General features: G+C 69.6%; 21 protein-coding genes. 7 read left to right on the top strand and 14 right to left on the bottom strand.

Features of this window, described 5'->3' with window-relative positions:
* Nucleotides 1-10: 10 nt before the first annotated feature.
* The 3 genes from E4V01_RS11570 to E4V01_RS11560 form a co-directional block, all read right to left on the bottom strand.
* Complete coding sequence (locus E4V01_RS11570; RefSeq protein ID WP_371688518.1) at nt 11-3,196, bottom strand: error-prone DNA polymerase; 3,186 nt, start codon at nt 3,194-3,196, stop codon at nt 11-13.
* Nucleotides 3,197-3,284: 88 nt separating this feature from the next.
* Entirely contained in the window at nt 3,285-4,787 is a 1,503-nt protein-coding gene (locus E4V01_RS11565) for a DUF6504 family protein (protein WP_193763193.1), read from the bottom strand.
* On the bottom strand, nt 4,702-5,463 hold the full coding sequence (locus E4V01_RS11560) for an ImuA family protein (RefSeq protein ID WP_135298425.1): 762 nt from the start codon (nt 5,461-5,463) through the stop codon (nt 4,702-4,704). The genes E4V01_RS11565 and E4V01_RS11560 overlap by 86 nt, the downstream gene beginning before the upstream one ends.
* Nucleotides 5,464-5,855: 392 nt before the next feature.
* On the opposite strand from E4V01_RS11560, the gene E4V01_RS11555 reads away from it, so the two are divergent.
* Nucleotides 5,856-6,260 carry a response regulator gene (locus tag E4V01_RS11555; RefSeq protein ID WP_060771837.1) on the top strand — a complete coding sequence of 135 codons (405 nt, stop codon included), beginning with the start codon at nt 5,856-5,858 and terminating at the stop codon, nt 6,258-6,260.
* A gap of 76 nt (nt 6,261-6,336) precedes the next feature.
* On the opposite strand, the gene E4V01_RS11550 is transcribed toward E4V01_RS11555, so the two are convergent.
* The 9 genes from E4V01_RS11550 to E4V01_RS11510 all read right to left on the bottom strand — a co-directional run bounded on the left by E4V01_RS11550 (nt 6,337) and on the right by E4V01_RS11510 (nt 14,766).
* On the bottom strand, nt 6,337-6,798 hold the full coding sequence (locus E4V01_RS11550) for a peptidylprolyl isomerase (protein WP_012255637.1): 462 nt from the start codon (nt 6,796-6,798) through the stop codon (nt 6,337-6,339).
* A gap of 3 nt (nt 6,799-6,801) precedes the next feature.
* Complete coding sequence (locus E4V01_RS11545; RefSeq protein ID WP_060771836.1) at nt 6,802-7,248, bottom strand: hypothetical protein; 447 nt, start codon at nt 7,246-7,248, stop codon at nt 6,802-6,804.
* 59 nt (nt 7,249-7,307) lie between these two features.
* Nucleotides 7,308-7,850, bottom strand: coding sequence for a peptidylprolyl isomerase (locus E4V01_RS11540; RefSeq protein ID WP_060771835.1), 543 nt, complete (start codon nt 7,848-7,850; stop codon nt 7,308-7,310).
* Nucleotides 7,851-7,892: 42 nt separating this feature from the next.
* Nucleotides 7,893-8,396 (bottom strand): pantetheine-phosphate adenylyltransferase, encoded by a 504-nt coding sequence (coaD, locus tag E4V01_RS11535; RefSeq protein WP_060771834.1) that lies wholly within the window; start codon nt 8,394-8,396, stop codon nt 7,893-7,895.
* Between the two features lie 143 nt (nt 8,397-8,539).
* Nucleotides 8,540-9,364, bottom strand: a complete 825-nt coding sequence (locus tag E4V01_RS11530) for an outer membrane protein (RefSeq protein WP_135298424.1) — start codon at nt 9,362-9,364, stop codon at nt 8,540-8,542.
* A 224-nt stretch (nt 9,365-9,588) separates the two neighbouring features.
* Complete coding sequence (gene gyrA, locus E4V01_RS11525; RefSeq protein ID WP_060771832.1) at nt 9,589-12,324, bottom strand: DNA gyrase subunit A; 2,736 nt, start codon at nt 12,322-12,324, stop codon at nt 9,589-9,591.
* Nucleotides 12,325-12,648: 324 nt separating this feature from the next.
* On the bottom strand, nt 12,649-13,248 hold the full coding sequence (mobA, locus tag E4V01_RS11520; protein WP_083530996.1) for a molybdenum cofactor guanylyltransferase MobA: 600 nt from the start codon (nt 13,246-13,248) through the stop codon (nt 12,649-12,651).
* Between the two features lie 29 nt (nt 13,249-13,277).
* Complete coding sequence (locus tag E4V01_RS11515; protein ID WP_135298423.1) at nt 13,278-14,405, bottom strand: Mrp/NBP35 family ATP-binding protein; 1,128 nt, start codon at nt 14,403-14,405, stop codon at nt 13,278-13,280.
* Nucleotides 14,406-14,496: 91 nt separating this feature from the next.
* Entirely contained in the window at nt 14,497-14,766 is a 270-nt protein-coding gene (locus tag E4V01_RS11510; RefSeq protein WP_060771830.1) for a hypothetical protein, read from the bottom strand.
* Nucleotides 14,767-14,922: 156 nt separating this feature from the next.
* Between E4V01_RS11510 and E4V01_RS11505 the strand changes: the two genes are divergently transcribed.
* Complete coding sequence (locus E4V01_RS11505; protein WP_060771829.1) at nt 14,923-15,426, top strand: pyridoxamine 5'-phosphate oxidase family protein; 504 nt, start codon at nt 14,923-14,925, stop codon at nt 15,424-15,426.
* Between the two features lie 160 nt (nt 15,427-15,586).
* On the top strand, nt 15,587-16,885 hold the full coding sequence (locus E4V01_RS11500) for a nicotinate phosphoribosyltransferase (protein WP_135298422.1): 1,299 nt from the start codon (nt 15,587-15,589) through the stop codon (nt 16,883-16,885).
* A 236-nt stretch (nt 16,886-17,121) separates the two neighbouring features.
* Here E4V01_RS11500 and E4V01_RS11495 read toward each other — a convergent pair whose 3' ends face one another.
* Both E4V01_RS11495 and E4V01_RS11490 read right to left on the bottom strand, forming a co-directional pair.
* Nucleotides 17,122-18,522, bottom strand: coding sequence for an RtcB family protein (locus E4V01_RS11495; protein ID WP_060771827.1), 1,401 nt, complete (start codon nt 18,520-18,522; stop codon nt 17,122-17,124).
* A gap of 68 nt (nt 18,523-18,590) precedes the next feature.
* Complete coding sequence (locus E4V01_RS11490; RefSeq protein ID WP_135298421.1) at nt 18,591-20,195, bottom strand: TROVE domain-containing protein; 1,605 nt, start codon at nt 20,193-20,195, stop codon at nt 18,591-18,593.
* 1,217 nt (nt 20,196-21,412) lie between these two features.
* Here E4V01_RS11490 and E4V01_RS11485 point away from each other — a divergent pair.
* The 4 genes from E4V01_RS11485 to hisN all read left to right on the top strand — a co-directional run bounded on the left by E4V01_RS11485 (nt 21,413) and on the right by hisN (nt 25,627).
* Nucleotides 21,413-21,715, top strand: a complete 303-nt coding sequence (locus E4V01_RS11485) for a helix-turn-helix transcriptional regulator (RefSeq protein WP_060771825.1) — start codon at nt 21,413-21,415, stop codon at nt 21,713-21,715.
* On the top strand, nt 21,712-22,491 hold the full coding sequence (locus E4V01_RS11480) for a LamB/YcsF family protein (protein WP_135298420.1): 780 nt from the start codon (nt 21,712-21,714) through the stop codon (nt 22,489-22,491). Before E4V01_RS11485 ends, E4V01_RS11480 begins: the two co-directional genes overlap by 4 nt.
* Nucleotides 22,492-22,731: 240 nt before the next feature.
* Nucleotides 22,732-24,756 carry an AI-2E family transporter gene (locus E4V01_RS11475; protein WP_135298419.1) on the top strand — a complete coding sequence of 675 codons (2,025 nt, stop codon included), beginning with the start codon at nt 22,732-22,734 and terminating at the stop codon, nt 24,754-24,756.
* Between the two features lie 79 nt (nt 24,757-24,835).
* Nucleotides 24,836-25,627, top strand: a complete 792-nt coding sequence (gene hisN, locus E4V01_RS11470; protein WP_060771822.1) for a histidinol-phosphatase — start codon at nt 24,836-24,838, stop codon at nt 25,625-25,627.
* Nucleotides 25,628-25,754: the final 127 nt, after the last annotated feature.

The following is a 25,754-nucleotide window of genomic DNA, read 5'->3' as shown; positions in this document are numbered from 1 at the left end:
CGCTTCGAGCCTACCGGAAATTGCGAGCCCGCACCGGCAGCGCGGCCTCACGCGGATCGGGCCGGACGCTCTGGCCGGTCTCGTCGCCGCGGCCGGTGCGCAGGGCAATCGGCGCCTCGCCGATCCGCCGCAGCAGGCCGGAGCGATCGAACAGCTCCACGGCCACGAGGTGGATCACGTCGCCGACCCGCTGCACCCGACCGCGGCAGGCCATCAGCCGGGCGCCGAGCACGACCCGGCGCTGCCGGTCGAACAGCTCGGGCCGGACGATCAGGTTGGCGATGCCGGTCTCGTCCTCCAGAGTCATGAACATCGTGCCCTTGGCCGAGCCCGGCCGCTGGCGCATCAGCACGATCCCGACGACGACGATCGGCGCCCCGTTGCCCACCCGCTCCAGCGCCGCGCAGGGCCGGGCCCCCAGAGCCGTGAGGGTCTCGCGCAGGAAGGCGAGGGGGTGGGCGCGCAGGCTGAGGCCGTTGGCACCGTAATCGGCGACGACCTCGCCGCCCTCGCTCATCGCCGGCAGCGAGACGGCGGGTTCGGCGGGCATCGGTGCGGACAGGGCGGCGAAGAGGGGCAGGGGATCGGGCCGCAGGGCCTTGACCGCCCAGGCGGCTTCACGCCGGTTGAGGCCGAGCGAGCGGAACGCATCGGCCCGCACGAGGCAGGTCAGGCTGGCTGCCGGGATTCCGGCCCGGTCCGCCAGTTCGGGCAGGGAGGCGAAGGGGCGCCCGCCGCGCATCTTCGCCAGATGCTGCCCGTCCCGCTCGGACAGGCCGCCCGCGAGGCGCAGACCCAGACGCACCGCGAACAGTTTTCGGCCCGCACCGAGCGATTCGAGGGTGCAGTCCCACTGCGAAAAATTCACGTCGAGCGGGCGGATCTCGACGCCGTGGGCGCGGGCGTCGCGCACGATCTGGGCGGGGGCGTAGAAGCCCATCGGCTGCGCGTTCAGCAGCGCGGCGCAGAACACATCCGGATGGTGGCACTTCATCCACGACGAGGCATAGGCCAGGAGCGCGAAGGAGGCGGCGTGGCTCTCGGGGAAGCCGTAGGACCCGAAGCCTTCGAGCTGCTTGAAGGTGCGCTCGGCAAAGTCGCGGGCGTAGCCGTTGGCGACCATGCCCTCGACGAGGCGGTCCTGGAAGCGGTGGACGCCGCCGGTGAACTTGAAGGTCGCCATGGAGCGGCGCAGCTCGTCGGCCTCGGTGGCGGAGAAGCCGGCGCCGACCATCGCCACCTGCATCGCCTGCTCCTGGAACAGCGGCACGCCGAGGGTCTTCTCCAAAACCGCCCGCAGCTCGGGCGTCGGGTAGGTCACCTCTTCGAGGCCCTCGCGGCGGCGCAGATAGGGATGGACCATGTCGCCCTGGATCGGGCCGGGGCGCACGATCGCCACCTCGATGACGAGGTCGTAGAATTTGTCCGGCTTCATCCGCGGCAGCATCGCCATCTGCGCGCGGCTCTCGATCTGGAACACGCCGAGCGTGTCGGCGCGCCGGATCATCGCGTAGGTGGCCGGATCTTCGGAAGGGATCGAGGCGAGATCGAGCGGCGCGTGCTTGATCTCGGCCAACAGGTCGAAGGCGCGGCGCAGGCAGCCGAGCATGCCGAGCCCGAGCACGTCGACCTTCATGAACTTCAGGGCGTCGATGTCGTCCTTGTCCCACTCGATGACCTGACGGTCGATCATCGCCGCGGGCTCGACCGGCACCAGCTCGTCGAGCCGGTCCAGCGTCAGGACGAAGCCGCCGGGATGCTGGGAGAGGTGGCGCGGCGTGCCGATGAGTTCGCGGGCGATCTCGAGCGTCAGGCGCAGGCGCCGATCGTCGGGGTTGAGGTTGAGTTCGCGCAATTCGCGCTCGCCGACGCCCTCGCTGCTCCAGGACCAGGTCATCCGGTTGAGGGCGCCGGTCACGTCCTCAGGCAGGCCCATCACCTTGCCGACCTCGCGCAGCGCCCCGCGGGAGCGGAAGCGGCTGACGATGGCGGTGAGGGCGGCGCGGTGGCGGCCATAGGTGGCGAAGATCCACTGGATCACCTCCTCGCGGCGCTCGTGCTCGAAATCGACGTCGATGTCGGGCGGCTCGCGGCGCGCCTCCGAGACGAAGCGCTCGAACAGCAGGTTCTGCCGCATCGGATCGATCGAGGTGATGCCGAGGCAGAAGCAGACGGCGGAATTGGCCGCCGAGCCGCGCCCCTGGCACAGGATCTTTTCAAGATTGGCGAAGGCGACGATGGATTCGACCGTCAGGAAGTAGGGCGCGTAGGCGAGCCGCCCGATCAGGTCGAGTTCGTGGCGCAACTGGCGCGTCACCGCCTCCGGCACGCCGGCCGGATAGCGCGTCGCGGCGCCGGCCCAGGTCAGGATCTCCAGCCGCTCCTGCGGCGAGAGCCCGTCCTCGCGGGTTTCCGTCGGGTAGGTGTAGGCGAGGTCGTCCAGCGAGAAGGTGCAGGCGGAGGCGATCTCGCCCGCCCGCGCCCGCGCCTCGGGAAAGCGGGCGAACAGGCGCGCGGTCTCGGCCGGAGCTTTCAGGTAGCGGTCGGCGTGGCGCTCCTTGGCGAAGCCCGCCCGGTCGATGGTGAGCCCGAGCCGGATGCAGGTCACGACGTCCTGAAGCCGGCGCCGGCCCGCCACATGGTAGAGGATGTCGCCGGTGGCGACGCAGGGCACCCGCGCCGCCCGCGCCGCGGCGGCCACGGCGTCGAGCCGGTCGGCGTCGTCGGGGCGGAAGCGGCGGGTCAGCGCGCAGGAGGCGCGGGCTCCGAATGTTTTTTTGAGTTGGACGAGGTCGCCCGGCAGCGTCGGCTCGGGCCGTTCGGCAAGCAGGATCGCAAAAAACCCCTCCTGCCACACTTCGAGATCGCGCCATGTCAGGCGGCAGCGGCCCTTGCCGCCCCTGGCTTTGCCGATGCTGAGCAGGCGGCAGAGCCGGCCGTAGGCGGCCCGGTCGGTCGGATAGACGAGCAGCGGCGAAGCCAGATCGTCGAGGTCGAGCCGGCAGCCGACGACGAGGCGCACGCCCGTGACCTTCGCCGCCTGATGCGCCCGCACCATCCCCGCGAGAGAGCCGTGATCGGTCACGCCCAAAGCCGGGATGCCGAGCAAGCTCGCTGCGGAAAACAGCTCCTCCGGGCTCGATGCGCCGCGCAGGAAGGAGAAGTGCGTCGTGACCTGAAGCTCCGGCGTGCTCATGCTGAATTGCATCGCTCCCGACCAAAGTCGGACGCCCGCCGCCCCGCAGTCGCGGGGGCGACCAGCCATGGATCATCGCGGGTCGGTGTCACGCCTCGCCGAGCCCGTGCAGCCACCAGCGGCCGTTGGCCTCCATCGGTCCGTCGCGGAACAGCCAGAAGCGCTCGCCCGCCTCCGTCTCGACGCGGTAATAGTCGCGCGTCAGGTCGGCCTCCGCATCCGCCACCCACCACTCGCCGAGGATGCGCTCCGGCCCGTCGGCCCGGGCGATCCGGTGGCGGGTGTTGCGCCAGACGAAGAACAGCGGCGGCGCGTCGGGGATCTCGGCCATCGCCGTGACCGGCTCCGGCGGCGCCAGGAGGCGGGCCGGGCGCGGCAGGTCCGTGGGCCAGAGTGCGCCGAGGGGAGCGGCCAGCGCCGGCACGCGGCACACCGCCCGCTCGGGCAGGTCGCTCTCCACCGGCGCCAGCCGGTAGACCCGGGCGGCGCCGAGGCGCACCAGCAGGGTATCGACCAGAGCGGCGAGGTCCGGCGCCTGCGGGCCGGCGGCGAGATGCGTGTCCTGCCGCTCGGCCAGAGGCTCGACCCGCGAGGCGGAGAGCACCGCTTCCTCAATGCCAAAGCCGGGATCAATCAGAGAGAGGCGCTCGCCGAGCAGCCGGGCGAGGTGGGCGGCGTCGCGGCTCGGCCCCGCCGTGCCGATTCGGATCGCCTGATCGAGGCGATCGACGCGGACGAAGACGAGATCGAGCCGGCGCGCGCCGAGGCCGCGCCGCTCCAGTTCCGGCACGAGCCGGGCGCAGAGGTCGGCGACGACCCGCTCCAGGCTCTCGCGGGCGCCGACCGGCTCGGCGAAGCGCAGGGCGACACGCGGCGTCTCGGGAGCTTCAAGCGCCGTCAGCGGCTCCGGCTCGCGGCCCAGCGCCCGGTCGAGGCGGAACAGCAACTCGGCACCGAAGCGCAGCCTGAGCGAGGCCCGCGGCTTGTCGAGGCAGTGGCCCACGCGGGTGATGCCGACATCCTGCAACGCCCGCACCGCCTCGAAGCCGAGCCGCAGGGCCGCCACCGGCAGCCCCGCGATCGCTTGCTCCGCCCCGCCCCGAGGCACGATCCCGCCCTCGCCGAAGCGGGCCACACCCCAGGCGCAGCCCGGAATGTCGGCAAGCGCCAGCCGCGCCAGGATTCCCGACCGCTCCAGACGCGCGGACAGGTCGGCGAGCAGGGGCGCCTCGCCGCCGTGGAGATGGGCGGCGCCGGTGATGTCGATCATCAGGCCGTCGGGCGGGTCGAGGGCGACGATCGGCGCGTAGCGCTGGCACCACAGGCCGAGCCGCGCCAGGGCCGCCGCATCCGCCTCGGGATCGGCGGGGACGAGATGAAGGCCCGGCACCAGCGCTTGCGCCTGGGCCGCGCTCATGCCCGGTCGCAGGCCGAGGCGGCGGGCGGCGGCGTCCACGCCGGCGAGCCCGCGACGGGCACCGTCCTGCGCCACGGTGGCAAGCGGCTCATCCGGCGGCGCGGCGCTGGACCCGCTCCGGCGCAGCCGGTCGGTCGGCCAGGCTGGCAGGTACAGCGAGACGACCCTGCGCATCGCAAGCCTCCACGATCCAAGCCCCCGGCGCCCCGCCGCGGCAGCGCTGCAAGTCGAGCCGCCAGCGCGGCCGGCCCATTCGACGGTTCGTTCCTTCGGAAGGGGCGGGCGCCACCCGCCAGCGGGTTCGCGCGGCGCTGGGCTCCGGCTCGACGGCCTCCCCCGCGCAGAGGCGGTGCACGACGAGCGCGGTGACGCCCGAGCCCTCCGCCGCGAGTTGGAGCCGGCGGGACGGGGTGAGCGTCATGCGGGTGAGTTCGCCGACGACGCCGGCCAGCCCGCGATGGCGCAAACCCTCCTCCATGGCCGGCAGCACCTCGGCATCCCGCCACGTCTCGCAATAGACCACCCGGTCGGGATGCAGCCCGACCCGGGCCAGCGCGGGAGCGAACAGGTCGCGGCTGTGCAGGCACCACAGCACCGGCCCGTCGAGCCGGGCGAGGATGCCGCCGGCAAACAGCACGGCGGTGGCGGCGTAGCGCCCGCGCGGGCCGCCCTCATGGATCTGATGGAGCGCCCCGAGGGCCAGCCCGCCACCGGGCAAAGCCGCGTCGAGCCCCGTCACCCCGAAGGGGAGGGTGCGCGAATCCGCCGGTTCGCTCCCGGTCCCGGTGCGCTCCGTCAGGCGGCGTAGCGCATCCAGCGTCGGCACGTCGGAGGAGCGGGAAGGGGGCATGGCGCAGGTTCGAAGGGGCTCGGGAGGGCATCGCTCAGAACAAACAGTGAACACACCTGAGCCTTAACCCGTCAACCGCTCTCGCGTTGCCATCCCCGTTGAAAATGCGGATTTTATTCCGACCGCACACTTGACCCCGGACCGGTGGGGTCGGGGCGCATCAAGCCCTGCACGCAGAGCGGGTGCGACGGCTTATCTCACGCAAAACCGCATACCGACTGGACTTGAGCGCAACAAATCCGGGCGCTGTTGCCCATGAACGACAGACGTTTGCCCACACCGTTCTATCGTATTGTCTACCGGGGACTTTGCCGGAGGTTGTCGCATGGGATGCGCAGTCTGCGTTTTTCCCGCGAGCTCTCCAGATTTATCAGGGTCATGAGTGACCAGTCATGAGTGACGCACGACCCACAGGCCGCCGGCCCGTCATTCTCGTCGTCGAGGATGAACCCGATGAGCGCTACCTCGCAGCCGAGCTGCTGGAGGAGAAGGGCTTCGAGGTCATCGAGGCCGAGACGGCCGAGCGCGCGCTCGACATCCTGCACCAGCGGGGCGACGGGATCGACGTCGTGTTCTCGGACGTGCGCACGCCGGGCACGATCGGCGGCTTCGAACTCGCGCGGATCATCGGCGTGACGTGGCCGCGCATCCGCCTGCTGCTGACCTCGGGCGACGCGGGCGACCAGCCGAGCGACCTGCGCGTCACCGCGACCTTCATGCCCAAGCCCTGGCGGGCACCGGAAATCCTGACATGGCTCGAAGAGGCCGCGGGACTCAGGGAACCGCCGGAGAGCTGAGCCGCGGCCGGACCATTCAAAGCATCAGAAGCGCATCCCCTCTCCCCGCACAGCGGGGAGAGGGGTACAACCAAGCTTAGGCTGCCGCGACGGTCGCCTTCACGATCCGGTCCGGATCGCGCACGGGCTCGCCGCGCTTGATCGTGTCGACCACTTCCATGCCCTCGATCACCTTGCCCCACACCGTGTACTGGCGGTCGAGGAAGCGCGCGTCGGAAAAGCAGATGAAGAACTGCGAATTCGCCGAGTGCGGGAAGTTGGTGCGCGCCATCGAGCAGGTGCCGCGCACATGCGGCTCGGCGTTGAACTCGGCGTTGAGGTCGGGCAGCTCCGAACCGCCCGAACCGGTGCCGGTCGGGTCGCCGGTCTGGGCCATGAAGCCGTCGATGACGCGGTGGAACGGCACGCCGTCGTAGAAGCCCTGGGTCGTCAGCGTCTTGATCCGCTCGACGTGGTTGGGGGCGAGGTCGGCGCGCAGCGCGATGACGACGCGGCCCTTGGTGGTCTCCAGGACGATGGTCTCGTTCGTCTCTGCCATGAGTTAAATTCCCTGTCCTCTGGGTCCGTCGTAGATGAAGCGCAGCGCCAGGGGGCGCCCCGCGATGGCTCCGCCGAGAGCCGGGGTGAGCCGGACCGGCGTGCAGCGGGCGATCGCGTCGAGCGTCGCCCGAATCAGGATGTCCCGGGCTCTGGCATCGCCCGGCGTGTTCGCAAACGGCGTCTTGGCGAAGGTGATCTGCGGCGTGCCGATCACCGAGCCGTCCCGGCGCAGGGAGAGACGCGCCGTGATTTCCGCGCGCTCGAACCGGCTGAGCCCTTCGGGCGCCTTCCAGCAGGCGGCGAGCGCCGGGTAGAGCGCCTTCAGGGTATCGGCCGGGGCCGCCGCCGTGTCACCGGCGGGCAGCGGCACATGCTGCGTACCCCGCAAGGTTTGGGGCAGGGTGCGCCAGGGCTCAATGCCCTCGAACGCATCGGCCCTGCCCGCGATGATCGGGGCAAGGCAGGCCGCGAGGATGCAGACCCCGCGGCGCGATGGCCGGCGGGCCGCTATTGGCCGCCTCCGGCGAGCGTCATCTTCACGATCTTGTCGGGGTTCTGCACGGAGCCGTTATCGGCCTTGGAGCCCTTCTTGACCTTGTCGACCACGTCCATGCCCGAGGTGACGACGCCGACGACGGTGTAGTTGTTGTTCAGGAAGTCCGCGTCGCCGAGGCAGATGAAGAACTGCGAGTTGGCCGAGTTCGGGCTGCCCGAGCGGGCCATGCCGACCGTGCCGCGCTTGAACGGCGCGGAGGAGAACTCGGCGGGAATGTTGGGCAGGGTGGAGCCGCCGGTGCCGTTGCCCTTGGGATCACCCGTCTGAACCATGAAGCCGTCGATGACGCGGTGGAACTTCAGGCCGTCGTAGAAGCCCTGGCCGATCAGCGTCTTGAGCTGCTTGACGTGCTTGGGCGCGATCTCCGGGCGCAGCTCGATCGTGACCCGCCCGTCCTTGGTCTCGAGAAGCACGGTGTTCTCGCCGGCCCGCGCCGGGGCGGCGAGGAGCATGGCGGAGAGGGCGAGGCCGAGGACGGCGTGGCGGCGATTCATGCGGTCTAAAGCTCCGTAGTGGGAATCAGGATTGGATGAGGATCAGGATTTGGCGAAGCGGGCGGCAAGCTGCGCGGCGACGACCGGCGGCACGAAGGGGGAGACGTCGCCGCCCATGGCCGCGATCTGGCGCACCAGGGTCGCGGTGATCGGGCGCACGCCGGTGGAGGCGGGCAGGAACACAGTCTGGACCTCGGGGGCCATCGCGCCGTTCATGCCGGCGAGCTGCATCTCGTAATCGAGGTCGGTGCCGTCGCGCAGCCCCCGGATGAACAGGCGTGCGCCGCAGCGCCGGGCGGCCGTGACGGCGAGGTCGTCGAAAGTCACGACTTCGAGGCTCGCGCCCTCGGCCGCGGCGAGCGGTTCGCAGGTCTCGCGCAGCAGGGCGGCGCGCTCCTCGGCCGTGAACAGCGGCGCCTTGCCCGGATGCACGCCGATGGCCAGCACCAGCCGCGGCACGAGGCGGCAGGCCTGTCGCACCACGTCGAGATGGCCGTTGGTGACCGGATCGAAGGAACCGGCGTAGAGCGCTGTACGGGTCGTCACGGGAACGGGCCTAGAGCATTTTCCCCACAAACGGAACCGCCGCCAACAGAAACGGGCGCCCCGGAGGGCGCCCGCGCGAACGAGATGGGGCGGGGATGAAAGGAGGCTCCGGTGGAACCGGAGCGCTCCGCCGATTTCCTGGCTTAATAGGTGCCGAACCCGAAGTTCAGGCCGACGCGGGCCAGAGCGCCCTCGGTGCGGGATTCGATGTTGTAGCCGACGCCGGGGCCGCCCCGGCTGGGGATCAGCACCGTGCGGCTGCCGAGGTCGTAGCGCAGATACTCGGCCTTGACCGTCATCTGCAGGGACCCCGTGAGATCCAGGAAGGAATTGGCCGGGATCGCGTACTCGATGCCGCCGCCATAGGCGTATCCGGTCTCGAGGCCGGAGCGGGCGCCGGCATAGGTCACGGGCGTCCCCGTGCGGAAGACCGCGGCCAGCGTGGTGGTGCCGTATGCGAAGCCGCCGGTGCCATAGACCAGGACGCGGTCGAAGGCGTAGCCGACACGGCCGCGCACGGTGCCGAGGAAGTCGAGGTCGGCGGCGTAGACGTTGGTCAGCACGCTCGGGTTGATGGCGGGTCGGAAGATCGTCTCGGTGCGGCTGCGCGCCAGATCGAGGTACTGCGCGTCGGTCTCGAAGCCGAAGACGAAGCCGGTGCCCGGCGTGAGCTGAAAGTTGTAGCCGGCTTGGCCACCGAAGCTGAACCCATCCTTCGGCAGAGCGACGTTCGCGCGGCGCAGGTCGTTGGTGACGTTGGCCTGGAGCGCACCGATGCCGGTGGTCCGCAGCGTGTCACTCTCGGTGTAGGCGTAGCCGCCGTTGGCGCCGAAATACGCGCCCGTCCAGGCGAAGACGGGGATCGGCGTGAAGACCGGCGCCTCGGCGCGGCGCGGCAGGTCGGCGGCCAGCGCAGTCCCGGAGAGGAGGATGCCCGCGAGGCCGGAGAGAATCAGGGAGTTGCGCACGGCTCGAACCGAAGGTGTGAGGAAAGCTGCACTTTCTCTACCAACGGCTGGATATGGAAACTATGATATAACGGCAACACTGATGTCGCGACAACAACACCCTGTCATGACTAGATCTGGGCACTGTAATTCCAAAAATAATCCTCGATCACAAAATTTTGATGGAGAACTCCTGCCGAGCTGCGGAGGGGGAGGCCATTTCGCCCCCTCCGCAGCCCCTTCGATCAGACGGCCTCTTCGCCGTCGCCGTTCTCGTCCTCGCCCTCGATGTGCTCCACCGAGACGACACGCTCCGCCTTGTCGGTGTTGAACACCGTCACGCCCTGCGAGGCGCGGCCGACGATGCGGATGTCGTCCACCGGCACGCGGATGAGCTGGCCGGCATTGGTGACCAGCATGATCTGGTCCGAAGCCTCCACGGGGAAGGAGGCGACGAGGTGGCCGTTGCGGGCGTTGACCCGCATCGCCGTGATGCCTTTGCCGCCCCGGCCCGAGGTCCGGTACTCGTAGGACGAAGAGCGCTTGCCGAAGCCGCGCTCGGACAGGGTCAGCACGAACTGCTCCGCGGCCCCCATCTCGTTGTAGCGCTCCAGCGAGATCGCCGTGGCCTCCGAAGCCTCGTCGGCCTCGGCCGGCTCGGCCTCCGCCTCGCCCGCATCGCCGATCACGGCCCGGCGCATCTTGAGGTATCCAGCCCGCTCCTCGGGCGAAGCGTCGAAGGCGTTGAGGATCGCCATCGAGATGACTTTGTCGTCCTTGGCCAGATTGATCCCGCGCACGCCGGTCGAGTCGCGACCCTTGAAGACGCGCACATCCTCGACGGGGAAGCGGATGCACTGGCCGAGCGCGGTGGTGAGCAGCACGTTCTGCTCGGGCCGGCAGATCTCGACATGGACGATGTGGTCGCCCGGATCGAGCTTCATCGCGATCTTGCCGTTGCGGTTCACCGTGGTGAAGTCCGACAGCTTGTTGCGGCGGACATTGCCGGAGGCGGTGGCGAACATCACGTCGAGCGTGTCCCAGGACGTCTCGTCCTCGGGCAGCGGCATGATCGTCGAGATGCGCTCACCCTCGTTCTGAAGGTGCAGGATGTTGACGAGCGCCTTGCCCCGGGCGTTCGGCGCGGCCATCGGCAGGCGCCAGACCTTTTCCTTGTAGGCTTGCCCCTGGTCGGAGAAGAACAGCACCGGCGTGTGGGTCGAGGCCACGAACAGCCGGGTGACGAAATCCTCGTCGCGGGTCGCCATGCCGGAACGGCCCTTGCCGCCGCGGCGCTGCGCCCGGTAGGTCGAGAGCGGCACGCGCTTGACGTAGCCGGCATGGGACACGGTCACGACCATGTCCTCGCGGGCGATCAGATCCTCGTCCTCGACGCTGAAATCGGAATCGATGATCTCGGTCTTGCGCGGGGTGGCGAAGAGCGCGCGCACCTCGGCCAGTTCGGTCTTCACGATCGCCTGGATACGGGCGCGCGAACGCAAGATGTCGAGATAATCGGCGATCTCGTCGGCGAGCTTCTTCAACTCGTCGCCGACCTCGTCACGGCCGAGAGCGGTGAGGCGCTGCAGGCGCAGGTCGAGGATCGCGCGGGCCTGGATCTCCGAGAGCCGGTAGGTGCCGTCCTCGGCCACGCGGTAGCGCGGATCGTCCACGAGCGCGATCAGCGGCGCGATGTCGTGGGCCGGCCAGTCGCGGGCCATCAACGCCTCGCGGGCGGTGTTCGGGTCCGGCGAGGTGCGGATCAGGCGGATCACCTCGTCGATATTGGCGACCGCGATGGCCAGACCGCACAAGACGTGGGCCCGCTCGCGCGCCTTGTTGAGCAGGAACTTGGTGCGCCGGGAGACGACCTCCTCGCGGAAGTCGTTGAAGGCCAGCAGCAGGTCCTTCAGGTTCATCAGCTCGGGGCGGCCGCCGTTCAGCGCCACCATGTTGCAGCCGAACGAGGATTGCAGCGGCGTGTAGCGGTAGAGCTGGTTCAGCACGACCTCGGCCATGGCGTCGCGCTTGATCTCGACGACGATGCGCATGCCGTCGCGGTCGGATTCGTCGCGCAGGTCCGAGATGCCCTCGACGCGCTTCTCCTTGACCAGCTCGGCGATCTTCTCGACCAGCGTCGCCTTGTTCACCTGATACGGGATCTCGGTGAAGATCAGCGCCTCGCGCTCCTTGCGCAGTTCCTCGACATGGGATTTCGCCCGCATGATGATCGAGCCGCGGCCCGTGGCGTAGGCCTGCCGCGTGCCCGCGCGGCCGAGGATCAGGCCGCCGGTCGGGAAGTCGGGACCGGGCACGATCTCGTTGAGCGCCTCGATGGTCAGGCTCTGATCGTCGATGAGGGCGATGCAGGCGTCGATCAGCTCGCCGAGATTGTGCGGCGGGATGTTGGTGGCCATGCCCACCGCGATGCCGCCCGCGCCGTTGGCCAGCAGGTTCGGGAAGCGGGCCGGCAGGACGGTCGGCTCCTCGTGCTCCCCGTCGTAGTTCGCCTGGAAATCGACCGTGTTCTTGTCGATGTCCGAGAGGAGCGCGCTGGCGGGCTTGGCCAGACGCGATTCGGTGTAGCGCATGGCCGCGGCCGGATCGCCGTCGACCGAGCCGAAATTGCCCTGCCCGTCGATGAGCATCAGGCGCATCGAGAAGTCCTGGGCCATGCGGACCAAGGCGTCGTAGATCGATTGGTCGCCGTGCGGATGGTACTTACCGATCACGTCGCCGACGATGCGGGCCGACTTGACGTAGCGGCGCTCGGGCAGGTGCCCGCTCTCGTGCGCCGCGAACAGGATGCGCCGGTGCACGGGCTTGAGGCCGTCGCGCGCATCGGGCAGCGCGCGGCTCACGATCACGCTCATGGCGTAATCGAGGTAGGACCGGCGCATCTCGTCGGTGATGGAGACGGGCTTGATGTCGGTCGCGGGCGGGGGCGTGCCGGCGCCGGGTTGGTCGTTGTCGTCTGCCAACGTCGCTCTCTCGGGTTCTCGTTCGGTCGCCCATGGCGGAACGCCAACGGACGGAGATTAGCAAGGACGGGTCAACGGGCCGCCAATCCCGACCGCTCCCCTCATCCTGAGGTGCCGCGAAGCGGCCTTGAGGGATCCTCCCGATCCCGCGCGTGTTCTGGAGGATCCCTCAAGGCTTCCGCTTCGCTCCGGCACCTCAGGATGAGGGGGGAGAAGTGGGATGACCCGCTGCCTGCCAAAGGCCGTCGTCTCAGTTACTTAAATATGAATTCCGAGGGGCTTGCACAACATCCGCGAGCCTGCCGGCGGTGCATTGCCGGCTCGTCAAGGAACCCGCGCCAGAAGCGTTTCGGCCGCGGCCAAATCCTCCGGTGCGTTGAGGTTGAGGAAGGGGTCGACCGGCTCGACCGGCCAGGAGGCCACCGCCGCCCCATGCCGCTCGATGAAGCCGCCGACGCGCCGCTCGCCCGAAGCGAGCCAGCCGCGCAGATCCTCACGCAAGTGGACCGGCCAGAGCGCGCTGGTGAAGTGGCGCCGCTCGCCCGAGGCCGCGAGCGCGATCGGCTTGCCCTCCACAGCCGCGGCCGCGACGAGACGCGCGACGAAGTCCACGGGCAGGAAGGGCGCGTCGCCCGGCACGCTGACGATGTGTGTGAGGCCCGCTCTACCGGCGGCCTCCATCCCGGCGAGGATGCCGGCAAGCGGCCCCGGATGGTCCGGCACGGTGTCGGGCAGGACGGGTCCGGAAAACGCCGCGCGGAAGCGGGCCGGATCGCCGTTGGCGCTGAGCGCGAGCCCGCCGGCGCATTGCGGGCCGAGCCGCTCGGCGACCCGCTCCAAGAGGGTGCGCCCGGCAAGCCGGCGCAGGGGCTTGTCGCCCCCACCCATCCGCCGCGACAGGCCGCCGGCCAGGATCAGGCCCAAGATACCCGACCCGGAGACCGGGGCGGGAGTCACTCGATGACGATCTTCGGCGCCGCGCGGCCGGCAGGCGCGCCGCTGAGGTTGGCCCAGAGTTTCCGGGCGATCTCGCGGTAGATCCTGGCCTGCGGCCCGTCCGGATCGGTCGCGACCACGGGGCGTCCGGCATCCGAGGTCTCGCGGATCGCCATGGTGAGCGGGATCTCGCCGAGGAAGGGCACCTCCAGGCGCTCCGCCTCGTGACGGGCGCCGCCATGGCCGAAGATCGCGGAGGCCGCCCCGCAATTCGGGCAGACGAAGGTCGCCATGTTCTCGATCACGCCGAGGATCGGCACCGAGACCTTGCGGAACATCGTCACGCCGCGGCGGGCGTCGATCAGCGCGAGATCCTGCGGCGTCGAGACGATGACGGCGCCCGACAAGGGCGTGGCCTGGGCCATGGTGAGCTGCGCGTCGCCGGTGCCGGGGGGCATGTCGACGACGAGCACGTCGAGTTCGCCCCAGGCCACGTCGCGCAGCATCTGGGTGATGGCCGACTGCACCATCGGCCCGCGCCAGATCATCGCCGATTCCGGCTCGATCAGCAGGCCGATCGACATGGCTTTCAGCCCGTAGGCCTGCAGCGGCTCCAGGGTCTTGCCCTCGATCACCCGCGGCTTGCCGGACAGCCCCAGAAGCTTGGGCACCGACGGACCGTAGATGTCGGCATCGAGCAGGCCGACTTTGAGGCCCTGGGCACTCAAGGCCAGGGCGAGATTGCAGGCGGTGGTTGACTTGCCGACGCCGCCCTTGCCGGAGGCCACCGCCACGATATGGCGCACGCCCGGCAATGCGTTGCCCTGGCGCGGCGGAGCACCGGGACCGCCGGCCGCTTGACGCGGGGCCGCGCCGGGAGCCGGCGCGTTGGGCGCACGCTCCGAGGTCAGGCTCGCGAGCACGCTCGACACGCCGGACAGCGCCAGGATGCGGCCTTCGGCCTCGCGCCGCACCGGCTCGAACCGCTCGGCCTCGCTCGGATCGATCCGGATCGAGAACATCACCCGGTTGCCCGGGTCGATCACCACCGGCGAGAGGCGGCCGGAATCGGGCAGGGTGGTGCCGCCGCGATCGACCGTGACAGTCGAGAGCGCCTTCAGCACGTCGTCGCGCGTGATCGCCAAAACTCAAGCTCCATCGGGCGCCGGGGCGGGCCGTCCCGCTCCCGACCATCTAACCACCCTTGCGCCAAACGCCAGCCTTCAAGCGGTGTTCTCAGCGCCGCCGCCCCGGCGGAATGGCGATCAGGTTGCATTCCTCCATCGGCCCACGCACGATCGAGCCGTCGCCGCGCCGGTAGACGCCGCGGCGCAGGTGCCGGCAGCCGACGGGGCCGCGCAGCCGCTTCACCCGCTCGATATGGACGCTGCGGGAGCGCCGGTTCGAGAAATCGTGGCCGCCGATGCGCACGCCGGGGCCGAAGCGCACCTCCGCGGAGGCCGGCACAGCGGCGACCAGCAGCGTGGCCAGCAGCGCAACGCTCATTCCGTTCACCCGTCACCCTCCGGCAAAGCTTCGACCGCCCCCTGAACCAAGATCGACCTCGCTCGTTGTCGAGGCAATCGCCGGGCAGCGGACCATCGACAAGGGTCTTCAGCCTGCCCGGCTCACGCCATTGACGACAGACGGAGTACGGATCTCATGCACCAGGGCAACCATCGCGACCACGAGGGCGCGAAGAAGCTCTTCGAGCTGGTCAAGGACGTCAAGGTGGCGATGCTGACCACCGCCGACCAGGACGGGACGCTCAACAGCCGCCCGATGTGGAACAACGAGATCGACGAGAACGGCGACGTTTGGTTCTTCACCAAGCTGCACAGCCCGAAGACCGCCGAGATCGGCCGCGACAATCAGGTGAACCTGTCCTACTCGGACCCGTCGAGCCAGACCTACGTCTCGATCGCCGGCAAGGCCGAGGTGATCCGCGACCAGAAGCTGATCGACGAAAAGTGGCAGGAGAGCCTCAAGACGTGGTTCCCCAACGGCAAGGAAGACCCCGAGGTCGGCCTGATCCGCATCCATCCCGAGCAGGGCGAGTACTGGGACAGCCCGTCCTCCACGATGGTCCACCTCTACGGCTACGTGAAGGCCTCGCTCACCGGCGAAAGCCCGAAGACCGAGACCAAGAAGGTCAACCTCGCCTGATTCTATTCGGGAGTGGGCCTCGTGCCCCTTTCCGTGACGTTCGGCGCTCCCGCCCCCGGCGGGGGCGCCGTTTTTGTCACAAAGCCCTGCGCCCACCGGCGTTGATCGCCGGGGCGTTCCGCCCCAAGCTCGGGCGACACTCCCCGAACACGGACGGCCCATGATCGACCTCGCGAAGCGGGTCTACGACCACAACTTCCGCATCGACCCGATCGTGCGCTCGCTGCTCGATACGGATTTCTACAAGCTCCTGATGGCGCAGATGATCTTCCGCCGCCATCGCGAGCTGAACGTCAGCTTCGGAATCCAGAACCGCACCCGGAGCGTGCGGGTCGCCGACGAGATTGACCTCGGGGAGTTGCAGGCGCAGCTCGACCATGCCCGCACGATCCGCCTGAGCCGGGGCGAATCCACCTGGCTGCGCGGGAATACCTTCTACGGCCGCCGCCAGATCCTCTCCTCCGAGTTCATGGCGTGGTTCGAAGCGTTTCGCCTGCCTGACTACGAGCTGGAGGTGCGCGACGGACAGGTGGCTCTGACCTTTCACGGCCCCTGGGTCGAGACCACGATGTGGGAGGTGCCGGCTCTCGCGATCCTCAACGAGATGCGCTCCCGCGCGGTGCTGCGCGGCCTCGGCAAGTTCGAGCTGCAGGTGCTCTACGCACGCGCCATGACCCGCGTCTGGGAGAAGATCGAGCGCCTGAAGCGCCTGCCCGACCTCTCCATCGCCGATTTCGGCACGCGCCGCCGCCACGGCTTCCTGTGGCAGGATTGGTGCGTGCAGGCGATGCGGGAAGGATTGGGCGAGCGCGCCTTCCTCGGCACCTCGAATTGCCTGATCGCCATGCGCCGCGAGGTCGAGGCGGTGGGCACCAACGCCCACGAACTGCCGATGGTCTACGCCGCGCTCGCCGGCGACGACGATGACGCCCTCGCTCAGGCTCCCTACGCGGTGCTGGCCGACTGGCAGCAGGATTATGCCGGCAACCTATTGGTGGCCCTGCCCGACACCTACGGCACCACCGGCTTCCTCGCGAAGGCGCCGGACTGGCTCACCGCCTGGACCGGCATCCGCATCGATTCGAAGGAGCCGATCGCGGGCGGCGAGGAGGCGCTCGCCTTCTGGGAGTCGCGCGGCTGCGATCCGCGCGAAAAGCTGGCGATCTTCTCCGATGGGCTCGACATCGACGACATCGAGGCGATCCACGCCCATTTCCACGGCCGCATGCGCATCGGCTACGGCTGGGGCACGCGGCTGACCAACGATTTTCGCGGTCTCGTGCCGGAGGGGCGGCTCGACCCGATCTCGGTCGTCTGCAAGGTCACCGAAGCCGAGGGCCGCCCGACGGTGAAAATCTCCGACAATCCGAGCAAGGCCCAGGGGCCGGCAGCCGAGGTGGAGCGCTACAAGCGGGTGTTCGGGGTCGAGGAGCAGGCCGCGATGGCGGTGGCGGTGTGAGGCACGTTTTGCGCGAGTCTGCCGGCCGAAAATCGCACGACTCTCAGCACGAGCGGCCTCGTTCGACTGGTTTTCCGACCTCCGTGCCTCGTGCATGATGCAAAGCATGACCAAACTTCTGGAACGCGCCCTCGAGCGCGTTCGCGCCCTTCCCCCCGAGGCGCAGGACGACATGGCCCGCGGCCGCCTCAGCCTCGACGGAGACGCGGCGCCGGGTTTCCCGCCCGGCGCCACTCTCACTTCGCTGTCAGCTCCGCAGCCGCCTTCGCCGCCCGCTTCTCCGCCGCCTTGCGCTTCCACGGTGCGTCGGCTTCCCAGTCGCCGGCCATGATGCAGCCGTAAGGCTCCACCGTGTCGACCACCTCGGCCAGATCGTACTTCGCGATCTGGGCACGCACGGAAGCCGCATCCTTGTAGGCGCCCGGCAGCTCCGACAGGTCGGGCTTGCCGCAGAAGAAGCGCACGTCGATGCCCTCGGGCAGGACGGGCGCGTGCTCCCGCAGGTAAGCCGTCCGGCTCATGTTGCGGCCCGCCCCGTGCGGGGCGAAGCCGAGCGAGCCCACTTGGTCGCGGTGGCGGGCGATCAGGATCGGCTCGGCCATGTTGAGCGGGATCAGCGTGCGCCCGTCATCGTCGGCCGAGAACCCCTGCCACGACGGGGTCGCCCCCTTGCCGTGGTAGTAGAGCCCGTCCTCGCGGCGGAAGACGAAGTTGTGCTCGTTCCAGAACTGGTCCGCGACGGCGTTGCCGGTTTTACGCGCCACGAGGTCGTGGAGCGCGAAATGGCTCGCCTTGGTCCAGTCCCGCACGATCTGCAGCGCCTCCCAATAGGCCCGGCCGTCGTCGGATTCCGCCTTGATCCAGGCATTGTGCGCCGGAACCCGCGGAGCGACGATCCCGGTATGCCGGCGCGCCACCGCCATGCCCTTCTTGTAGAGCTGGGCGCCCAGCCCGCGCGAGCCGTGATGGGTGACGAGCGCCACCTGCCCCGTCGAGCCGAGGTGCCCGACATAGGCGAAGTGGTTGCCGTCGCCCTGGCTGGCGAAGTGGCCGACCGCGAGCCCCGCGAACTCGGTAAGGAAGCGGTTGCCCGCAACCCCCGCCATCACCGCGTCCGGCGGCGCGACCGCACCCTTTCGGCCGCCGGGACCGAAATGCGTGACCGCCTGCATCGCGTCGAGCACGCGCTTCGGGTCGTCGGCGCGACGGAACACGGTGATCGCCACCGAGCAGCAGATGTCGGCCGAGTGGAAGCCCGGATGGATCGCATCCGCGCAGGCAACCGCGCCGCCCACGGGGATCGTACCCTCCACCAAGCCGGAGGGGCAGGCATCCGGCATCACCGCGCCCTTCACGATGGTCGGCACCCGCATGAGCGCGTCCATATGCGCGATCACCGCGGCCGCGTTCGCCCGCTCGGCCGCCGTTTCGGCGTCGAGGAAGACGCCGAATTCGAGGCTGTTCGTGCGCATCGGAATCGCGTGGGTGGCCGGGTCGAGAGTGACGAGATGCGCGCGGATCGCCGCATCGTCGGCGCCCTCGAGGCGCATCGCGTTGGCGATGGAAACCGCCCGCTTGAACCATTCGCCCGGCTGGAAGCCCCAAGCGATGAGATCGCGTCCGTTGATCGCGGTCATGGTGCCGCTCCGTCTTCTTGAATTTTTTGGGATTGGGGCGGGCGGCAAGTCGCCGTCCACCCCACTCATCATCCGCGGAGAAAATCCGCGATCAGCGCGGGTGCCGCCGTGTCGAAGCCGACGACGTCGAGCATGCTCGCGTCGTTCGGATCGGCGATGCTGAAGCCGTTGGAGACGAGCCCCACGACCACGAGCTTGGCCGGAATCCCGGTCTTCTCCCGGTATTCCCGCAGCGCCTCGACCGGGTGGACCGGGCCGGCCCAGGTCTCCGAATCCGTGTAGACCACGAACGCGTCGGCCGGGACGCCCCGCTCCAGCGCCCACCGCATCGGCAGCGAACAATCCGTCCCGCCGAAGGGCAGATCGTCCGTCGCCGCCACCGCCTGGTCGAGCCGCATCGACGGCCCGATCGGCAGGGCGGTCAGCGCCGCCCCCTGGCTCCAGGACCGGCCGGGCTCGGCGGTGAAGCCGAGGACCTGCCAGTGCTCCTCCGTCGCCGCGGTGACGAGCGCCATCGCGGCGGCCGCCTCCCGGGGCGTCAGCGAAGAGCCCGCGACCGAGCCGCAGCTCATCGAGCCCGAGACGTCCAGCGCCAGCACGAGACGCCGGCCCGTGGGCTCGACGTTCGCGAAGGCGGTGTAGAACGCTGCGTTCAGCGCCTCGACGATGGCCGCCACCGGCTCCCAGGAGAGCCGGCCGCGCTGGCCGTGCCCGGACGCGTAGGTCCGCAGCGCCACCAGAAGCGCCATCGGGTGCAGACGCGCCTTCAACAGGCGCTCCCGGTCCGACAGCACGCCGACCACGTGCTCGGTCGCCACGGTGAAGGGCGCGAGCGCCCCCGAAGCGGTGAGCCGGCCGAGCTGGCGCACGAGGGCACCGACCGGCATGCGCTCGATCAGGGCCTCGTTCACCGCGCGGCTCGTCATCAGCCCCGTTGGCAGCGCCTCCCAGGGCAGGTTGTGGGTGCGCACCTGCGCCGCCGCGTAAGCGCCGTCGACGCCCTCCGCCTGCACGCTGGTGAAGGCGTGGACGAGGGCAGGGGTCTCCTCGGTCAGCGTCCCGCGGCAGATCCAGTCGAACAGCGCCTTCCGCGCCGGCTCGTCCGTCTCCGGATGAGCCAGCCGCAGGAGGTCGCGGTGCGACCAGCCCTGACGGGAGCGGTACTTCACCGCCTGGTAGGCGAGCGCATCCACCGGACGCGCCCGGTACCAGTCGCCGACCGCGCGCCGCAGCGCCCGGCCCCAGCCGCGCATCGCCTCGACGGCGCCCGCGAACTGGAACAGGTGCGTGCCGGTGCGGCAGACCCGGGGCAGGGCGGCGAGCGCCAGCCGGCGGGTCGCCTCGGCCTCTGCGGACGCCGCGAGCGCCAGGGCGAAGATCGCCGGATCCTGCTTTGGAGCCCGGCCCGCCTCGCTCATCGCGACGATGGTCGCGACCGCCCGCGCCCCGTCCTCGGCGATGCAGCGCATCACCGCGACCGCGTTCTCCCGGCAGAGAGCCCGCTCGCCCGCGTAGTAGGAGCCGCCCTCCGAGCCGAGCACGAGGAAGCGGTCGAGCCGCGCCCAGTCGCTCAGGGCGAAGACGTGGCCGCCGGCCGAATTCGGCACGGTGCGGGGAAGGGGCTCCGACTGCGGGGTGCGCCGGAGCGAGAACAGCTTTCCATAGTTCAACATTGCTCGCTCCTCTCTCCGCGGGGCTTTTTGGGGATTGTCCCCGAGGCTCGTTGCGGCGCGCGGCCGTGGATTTTTGCGAGGGACCACAGCACCTTGCGGCACCTGGGATTCGAACCCTGAGGACCCGATCACCCTCGCAATCCGGCCCGCGCGGCCGAATTCGTTTGTTGCGTCAGCGGCCGTGCGGGCATGGAGGGGAGACAGGCGGTCCGCTCGCGCGGCCTGCGTCGCCCGTCCGCCACCCGGGCATCGGACCTCGCGGCCCGTGGGATTCGAACCCGGCCTTTCGGCCGACGATCACCTGTCTCCATCGGCCCGCACGGCCGAATTTTTGTTGGTTTGCGCCCCTCGTCCGGACGGGTGTCCGGCCTCAGGCCGCGCGGTCATGGTGTGAGGAAAGGCGTGTGGTGCTCTGCCGCTGAGCTACGGACCTTGCGATCCGGCGGGATTCGAACCCGCGACATCCCCGTTTGGAGCGGTAACCTTCCCTCTTCGGCCCGCGCGTTCTGAATATTTTCCTACAACTCAGCCGCGAACAGTCCTGCGGTCATGGGGGTTGGGGACGGGTTTGCTGAGCTACGGGCGCAAGGCCCGGCGAAGATCGAATTCGCGACCTCCGCGGCGTGGGCCGCGGCGCTCTATCGATAACCGTCCCCGTTCGGCCCGCAGGGGCCGCCGGGACGAGGCGTGGGGGGATTGGGTGGCCGAACCGGAGCGGCGGCCACGCGGGCATGGGGGTTACGGACGGGAATGTCCTTGCGGACAATCGAGCCCTCCGCCCGAAGGCGTCAGGCGTTCGACTCCCTGAGATAACCGTCCGCTATCGGCCCGCGTGGCCGACCGTATCTCGCGCGATCGGATACGACCGCTTCGACCATGGCCGCTCAGACCCTGGACTGGCGAAAGCGGAGACGCGTAGATCGTCGTTTCTCATGCCTTGCTCCGTCGAGGTGGGGCCAATGGGAAGCGCGGACGTGAGAACGGGCGATCGGGGCTTCACGAGATAGGTGATAACCGATGCCCACCGGCCCGCGCCGGTGATGTTGTTCGAACAGAGAGCCGGACCTCGGTACGAAAGATCGGACGCTTACCCGTAGGGGTAAGAGGGAACGCTCCATCTCCGGCCCGGCTGAGCCGATGGTTTGTGCTTACGGTTGCACCCGAACTGCGTCAACCCGAAACTTGAAAATTCTTTCAGCTTCACGCATCTCCCCTCCATGAACCCATCTGCCATCACCCCCGCCCAGATCCGCGCCGGCCGCGGTCTCCTCAAATGGACGCAAGGGGTTCTGGCGAGTCGGGCCGCGGTGTCGGTGGTGACGCTGAATATGATCGAGAGCGATCAGGTCGCCCCGCGCGCAAGGACCCTGGACGCGATCCGCACGGTGCTCGAAGGCGAGGGCATCCGCTTCATCGGCGACGAGAGCGAAGGCTTCGGCGTGATGATGCGGCCGGGGCAAGGGTCACAACAGGGGCCGCAGCCGGGGAAGACGTCGAGATCCATGCGGGCCGCCGGGTGAGCACCCGCATCGATCTCAACGCCGATCTCGGCGAAGGCTTCGGGCCCTGGCGCCTCGGCGACGACGCCGCGCTCCTCGACATCGTCACCTCGGCCAACGTCGCCTGCGGCTTTCATGCGGGTGATCCCGACATCATGGTCGAGACGGTGATTGCGGCGAAGGCGCGGGGCGTGGCGATCGGCGCCCATCCCGGCTTCCACGATCTGCGCGGCTTCGGCCGAAACCGGATCCAGGAGCGTCCCGAAAGAATCGAGCGCGACATCGCCTATCAGATCGGCGCACTCCAGGCCTGCGCCGCTTTGGCCGGTGCCCGCGTCACCCACGTCAAGGCGCACGGGGCGCTCGCCAACCTTTCGAACGAGGATGCGGCCATCGCCGAAGCGCTGGCCCGTGCCGTGGCCGGCGTCGACCCTGATCTCGCCTTGGTCGTAATGCCGGGGCTTCCCGCCGAGCGGGCCGGCGAGCGCTTCGGCCTGCGCCTCGTGCGGGAAATCTACGCCGACCGCGCCTATGCCGAGGACGGCACGCTCGCCCCCCGCGCCTCGCCCGGTGCGGTGATCCACGAGGCGGGCGAGGCCGCCGCGCGCGTTGCCCGCATGGTCGGGGAGGGCGCCGTATTCACGCTCGGCGGCCAGCGCATCCCGGTCGCGATCGACACGGTCTGCGTACACGGCGACAACCCGGAAGCGCTCGCGATGGCACACGCGGTACGGGCCGAGCTCGAACGGGCGGGCTTTAGCCTGCATCCCTTCGCCGAGTCTTTTGCGACGTCCTGAGGGACGAATCCGTTACGGCGACGTTTCAGGGATCGAATTCGGCCTGCTCACGGTTTCTTGAGTTCAGGTGCCTTCGGGCGCAGGCCCGTGCGCTGGCCCGTAACGACGATCGCCGGGATAGGCCGCGGATCGCCGTGCAGCGCTCGCGCGGACCCTTGTGAACAGAACCGAGGCCCGCCTTGCGACGCGATCCGTCGGGCCTTGGATGCAGCGTGGCGTGATAGGGAAGCCCGGCCTGACATGAAGCGTATTTCCCCCGGTGAGGGCTTCATCGTGCCGCCGCGCCCGACGCGCGTTTCCGCGGCCGAAACGCCCAAAGGCCCGCTCGCCTCCTCCCTCGTCGTGTTCGCGATCATCGTCGCGGGTCTCTTCCTCGCGCGCGAGGTGCTGATCCCCATCGCGATCGCGGTGCTGCTGTCCTTCGTGCTCGGCCCGCTGGTGAACTTCCTGCGCCGGCTGCGGCTGGGGCGGGCCTTCGCGGTGCTGGTCTCGGTGCTGCTCGCCGCCGGGATCATCGCCGCGGTGTCCACCGTCATCGGCGTGCAGGTCGCCGAACTCGCGCAGGATGTGCCGCGCTACCAGCGCACCGTCGAGCGCAAGATCGAGGGGCTGCGAGCCGGCACGCTCGGACAGACGATGGATTACATCGCCAACATCAACCGGGCGATCCACCAGGGCGGCGAGGAGAGCAAGGAGGCGGCCGAGAAGGCCAAACAGCAGGCCGCCCGCGACAATCCCCGCAAGGCCGAGCCGGAGCCGCCGAAACCGGTACTGGTGCAGGTGGAGGAGCGCCGCCCGGGCCCGCTTGAACTGGCCACCACCGTGCTCGCGCCGGTGGCCCAGCCGCTCGCCACCGCCGGCATCGTCTTCGTCGTCCTCCTGTTCATCCTGATGCAGCGGGAAGACCTGCGCGACCGCCTGATCCGGCTCGCCGGTTCGAGCGACCTCCACCGCACGACCGTGGCGATGGACGACGCGGCCCGGCGGCTCTCGCGCTACTTCCTGGGCCAGCTCGCCCTCAACTCCGCCTTCGGCCTCGTCATCGGCGTCGGGCTCTGGATCATCGGCGTGCCGAGCCCCGTGCTGTGGGGCATCTTCGCGCTCGTCATGCGCTTCGTGCCCTATATCGGCGCCTTCCTCTCGGCAGTCCTGCCGATCGCGCTCGCGGCCGCGGTCGATCCGGGCTGGAGCATGGTGCTGGCGACCTTCCTGCTCTTCGCCCTCGTCGAGCCCATCGTCGGACAAATCATCGAGCCCCTGGTCTACGGCCACTCGACGGGTGTCTCGCCATTCTCGGTGCTGGTCTCGGCCCTGTTCTGGACCTGGCTGTGGGGACCGGTCGGCCTCCTGCTCTCGACGCCGCTCACCGTCTGCCTCGTCGTGCTCGGGCGCCACGTCGATCGGCTGGAATTCCTCGACGTGCTGTTCAGCAACCGCCCGGCTCTGACGCCGATCGAGAACTTCTACCAGCGCATGCTCGCCGACGACCCGGAGGAGGCGCAGGAACATGCCGACCTGATCCTGCGCGAATGCTCGCTCTCGGCCTATTACGACGACGTCGTGCTGAAGGGTCTCGAACTTGCCTCCCGCGACGCCGCCCGCGGCGTGCTGACGCCGAGCCAGAAGGACGAGATCCGCGCCTCGATCACCGCTCTGGTGGAGGATCTGGAGGATCGCGAGGATGCCGTGCCCGATCCGGCCACCAAATCCGCTCGCCTCTTCGAGAGCGACGGGGAGAGCGCGTGCAAGAACGGGCCGATCGCCGATCCCGAGCCCGGCGAGCTGCCCGCCGCGTGGCGGGCCGACGGTGCGGTGCTTCTCGTCTCCGGCCGGGGCTTCCTCGACGGGGCGGCGACCGCCATCGCCGACCAGCTCCTGCGCAAGCGCGGCTTCGGCACCCGGCAGGTGCCCTTTGCCGAGGTCGCCCGGGTACGCATCGCCGAATGGGAGCCGGGTCCGGCTCAAGCGGTCTGCGTGATCTCGCTGGCGCTGTCCGGCGAGCCGACCCATCTGCGCCGCCTCGTCTCGCGGCTGCGCCAGAAGATCGACACCGTGCCGATCGTCGCCGGGCTATGGCGCCTCGACGAGCCGATGCTCGCCGACGACGCGGTGCGGGCCAAGCTCGGCGCGGACGACCACGTCACCTCCCTGCGCGACCTGATCGAGACGATCCTCGCCATCGCCCGTCACGAGGGCGGTCCGGACCGGTCCGAGCGGAGCGATGCGGCCACGCCTCCGCGGCAGGCGCTGCCCGAGCCGGCCTGACGGGACGGCGACGCGACGGCTTGACGGAAGAACTTGCCGACGGCTTCGTCTCAGTCCGTCAATGGGAGGCTGCCCCTCGATGAGCGTCGTCGATCTCGCCCAGTTCATGGAAGACCTCGCCACCCAGTCCGGAGCGGCGATCCTGCCGTTCTTCCGGGCGCATTTCGGCTTGGACGATAAATCCCACGGGACGGGCCACGCCTTCGACCCCGTCACCGAGGCGGACCGGGCGGCGGAAGCGGTGATGCGGCGGATGATCAACGACCGGCTGCCGAGCCACGGCATCCTCGGCGAGGAGTTCGGCTCCGAGCGGGCGGATGCGGAATGCGTCTGGGTGCTCGACCCGATCGACGGCACCCGCGCCTTCATCAGCGGCCTGCCGACCTGGGGTACGCTGATCGGGCTCACCCATCACGGCGCGGCGGTGCGCGGCCTGATGCACCAGCCCTATCTCGGCGAGCGCTTCCTCGGCGACGGCAGGACCGCGAGCGTGCGCTCCGCGAAGGGCGAACGCCCCCTGCATACCCGCCGCAACGAGGCGCTCGGCAACGCCATCCTCGCCACCACCGATCCGCGCCTGTTCGCGGAGGGCGAGGAGGCCGAACGCTTCCGGGCGATCGAGGCGGAGGTGAAGATGTCCCGCTACGGCGCCGACTGCTACGCCTACTGCATGCTGGCCGCGGGCCAGATCGACCTCGTGGTCGAAGCGGGATTGAAGCCCTACGACATCGTCGCGCTGATCCCCATCGTCGAGGGCGCGGGTGGCGTCGTCACCGCTTGGGATGGCGGCCCGGCGACGGAGGGCGGCCGGATCGTCGCGGCGGGCGACCGCCGGCTGCACGAGGCGGCGCTGAAGCGGCTCAACCCGTAGGGTTCCGCCCCGGAGGGGGGATGCCGGACATCGTCCCTCGCGAGAGGAGCCGCCCCGATCGCGACGGCGAACGGGAGCGGCGCGAACGGGTCTTCGCGCTTGTCCGTGCCCTACGCGTCCATCGCCG

Source organism: Methylorubrum sp. Q1 (genome assembly GCF_004683995.1).
Taxonomy (GTDB): Bacteria; Pseudomonadota; Alphaproteobacteria; order Rhizobiales; family Beijerinckiaceae; genus Methylobacterium.
Note: the sequence above shows the minus strand (reverse complement) of the source record. Positions and strands in the feature narration are given on the sequence as shown.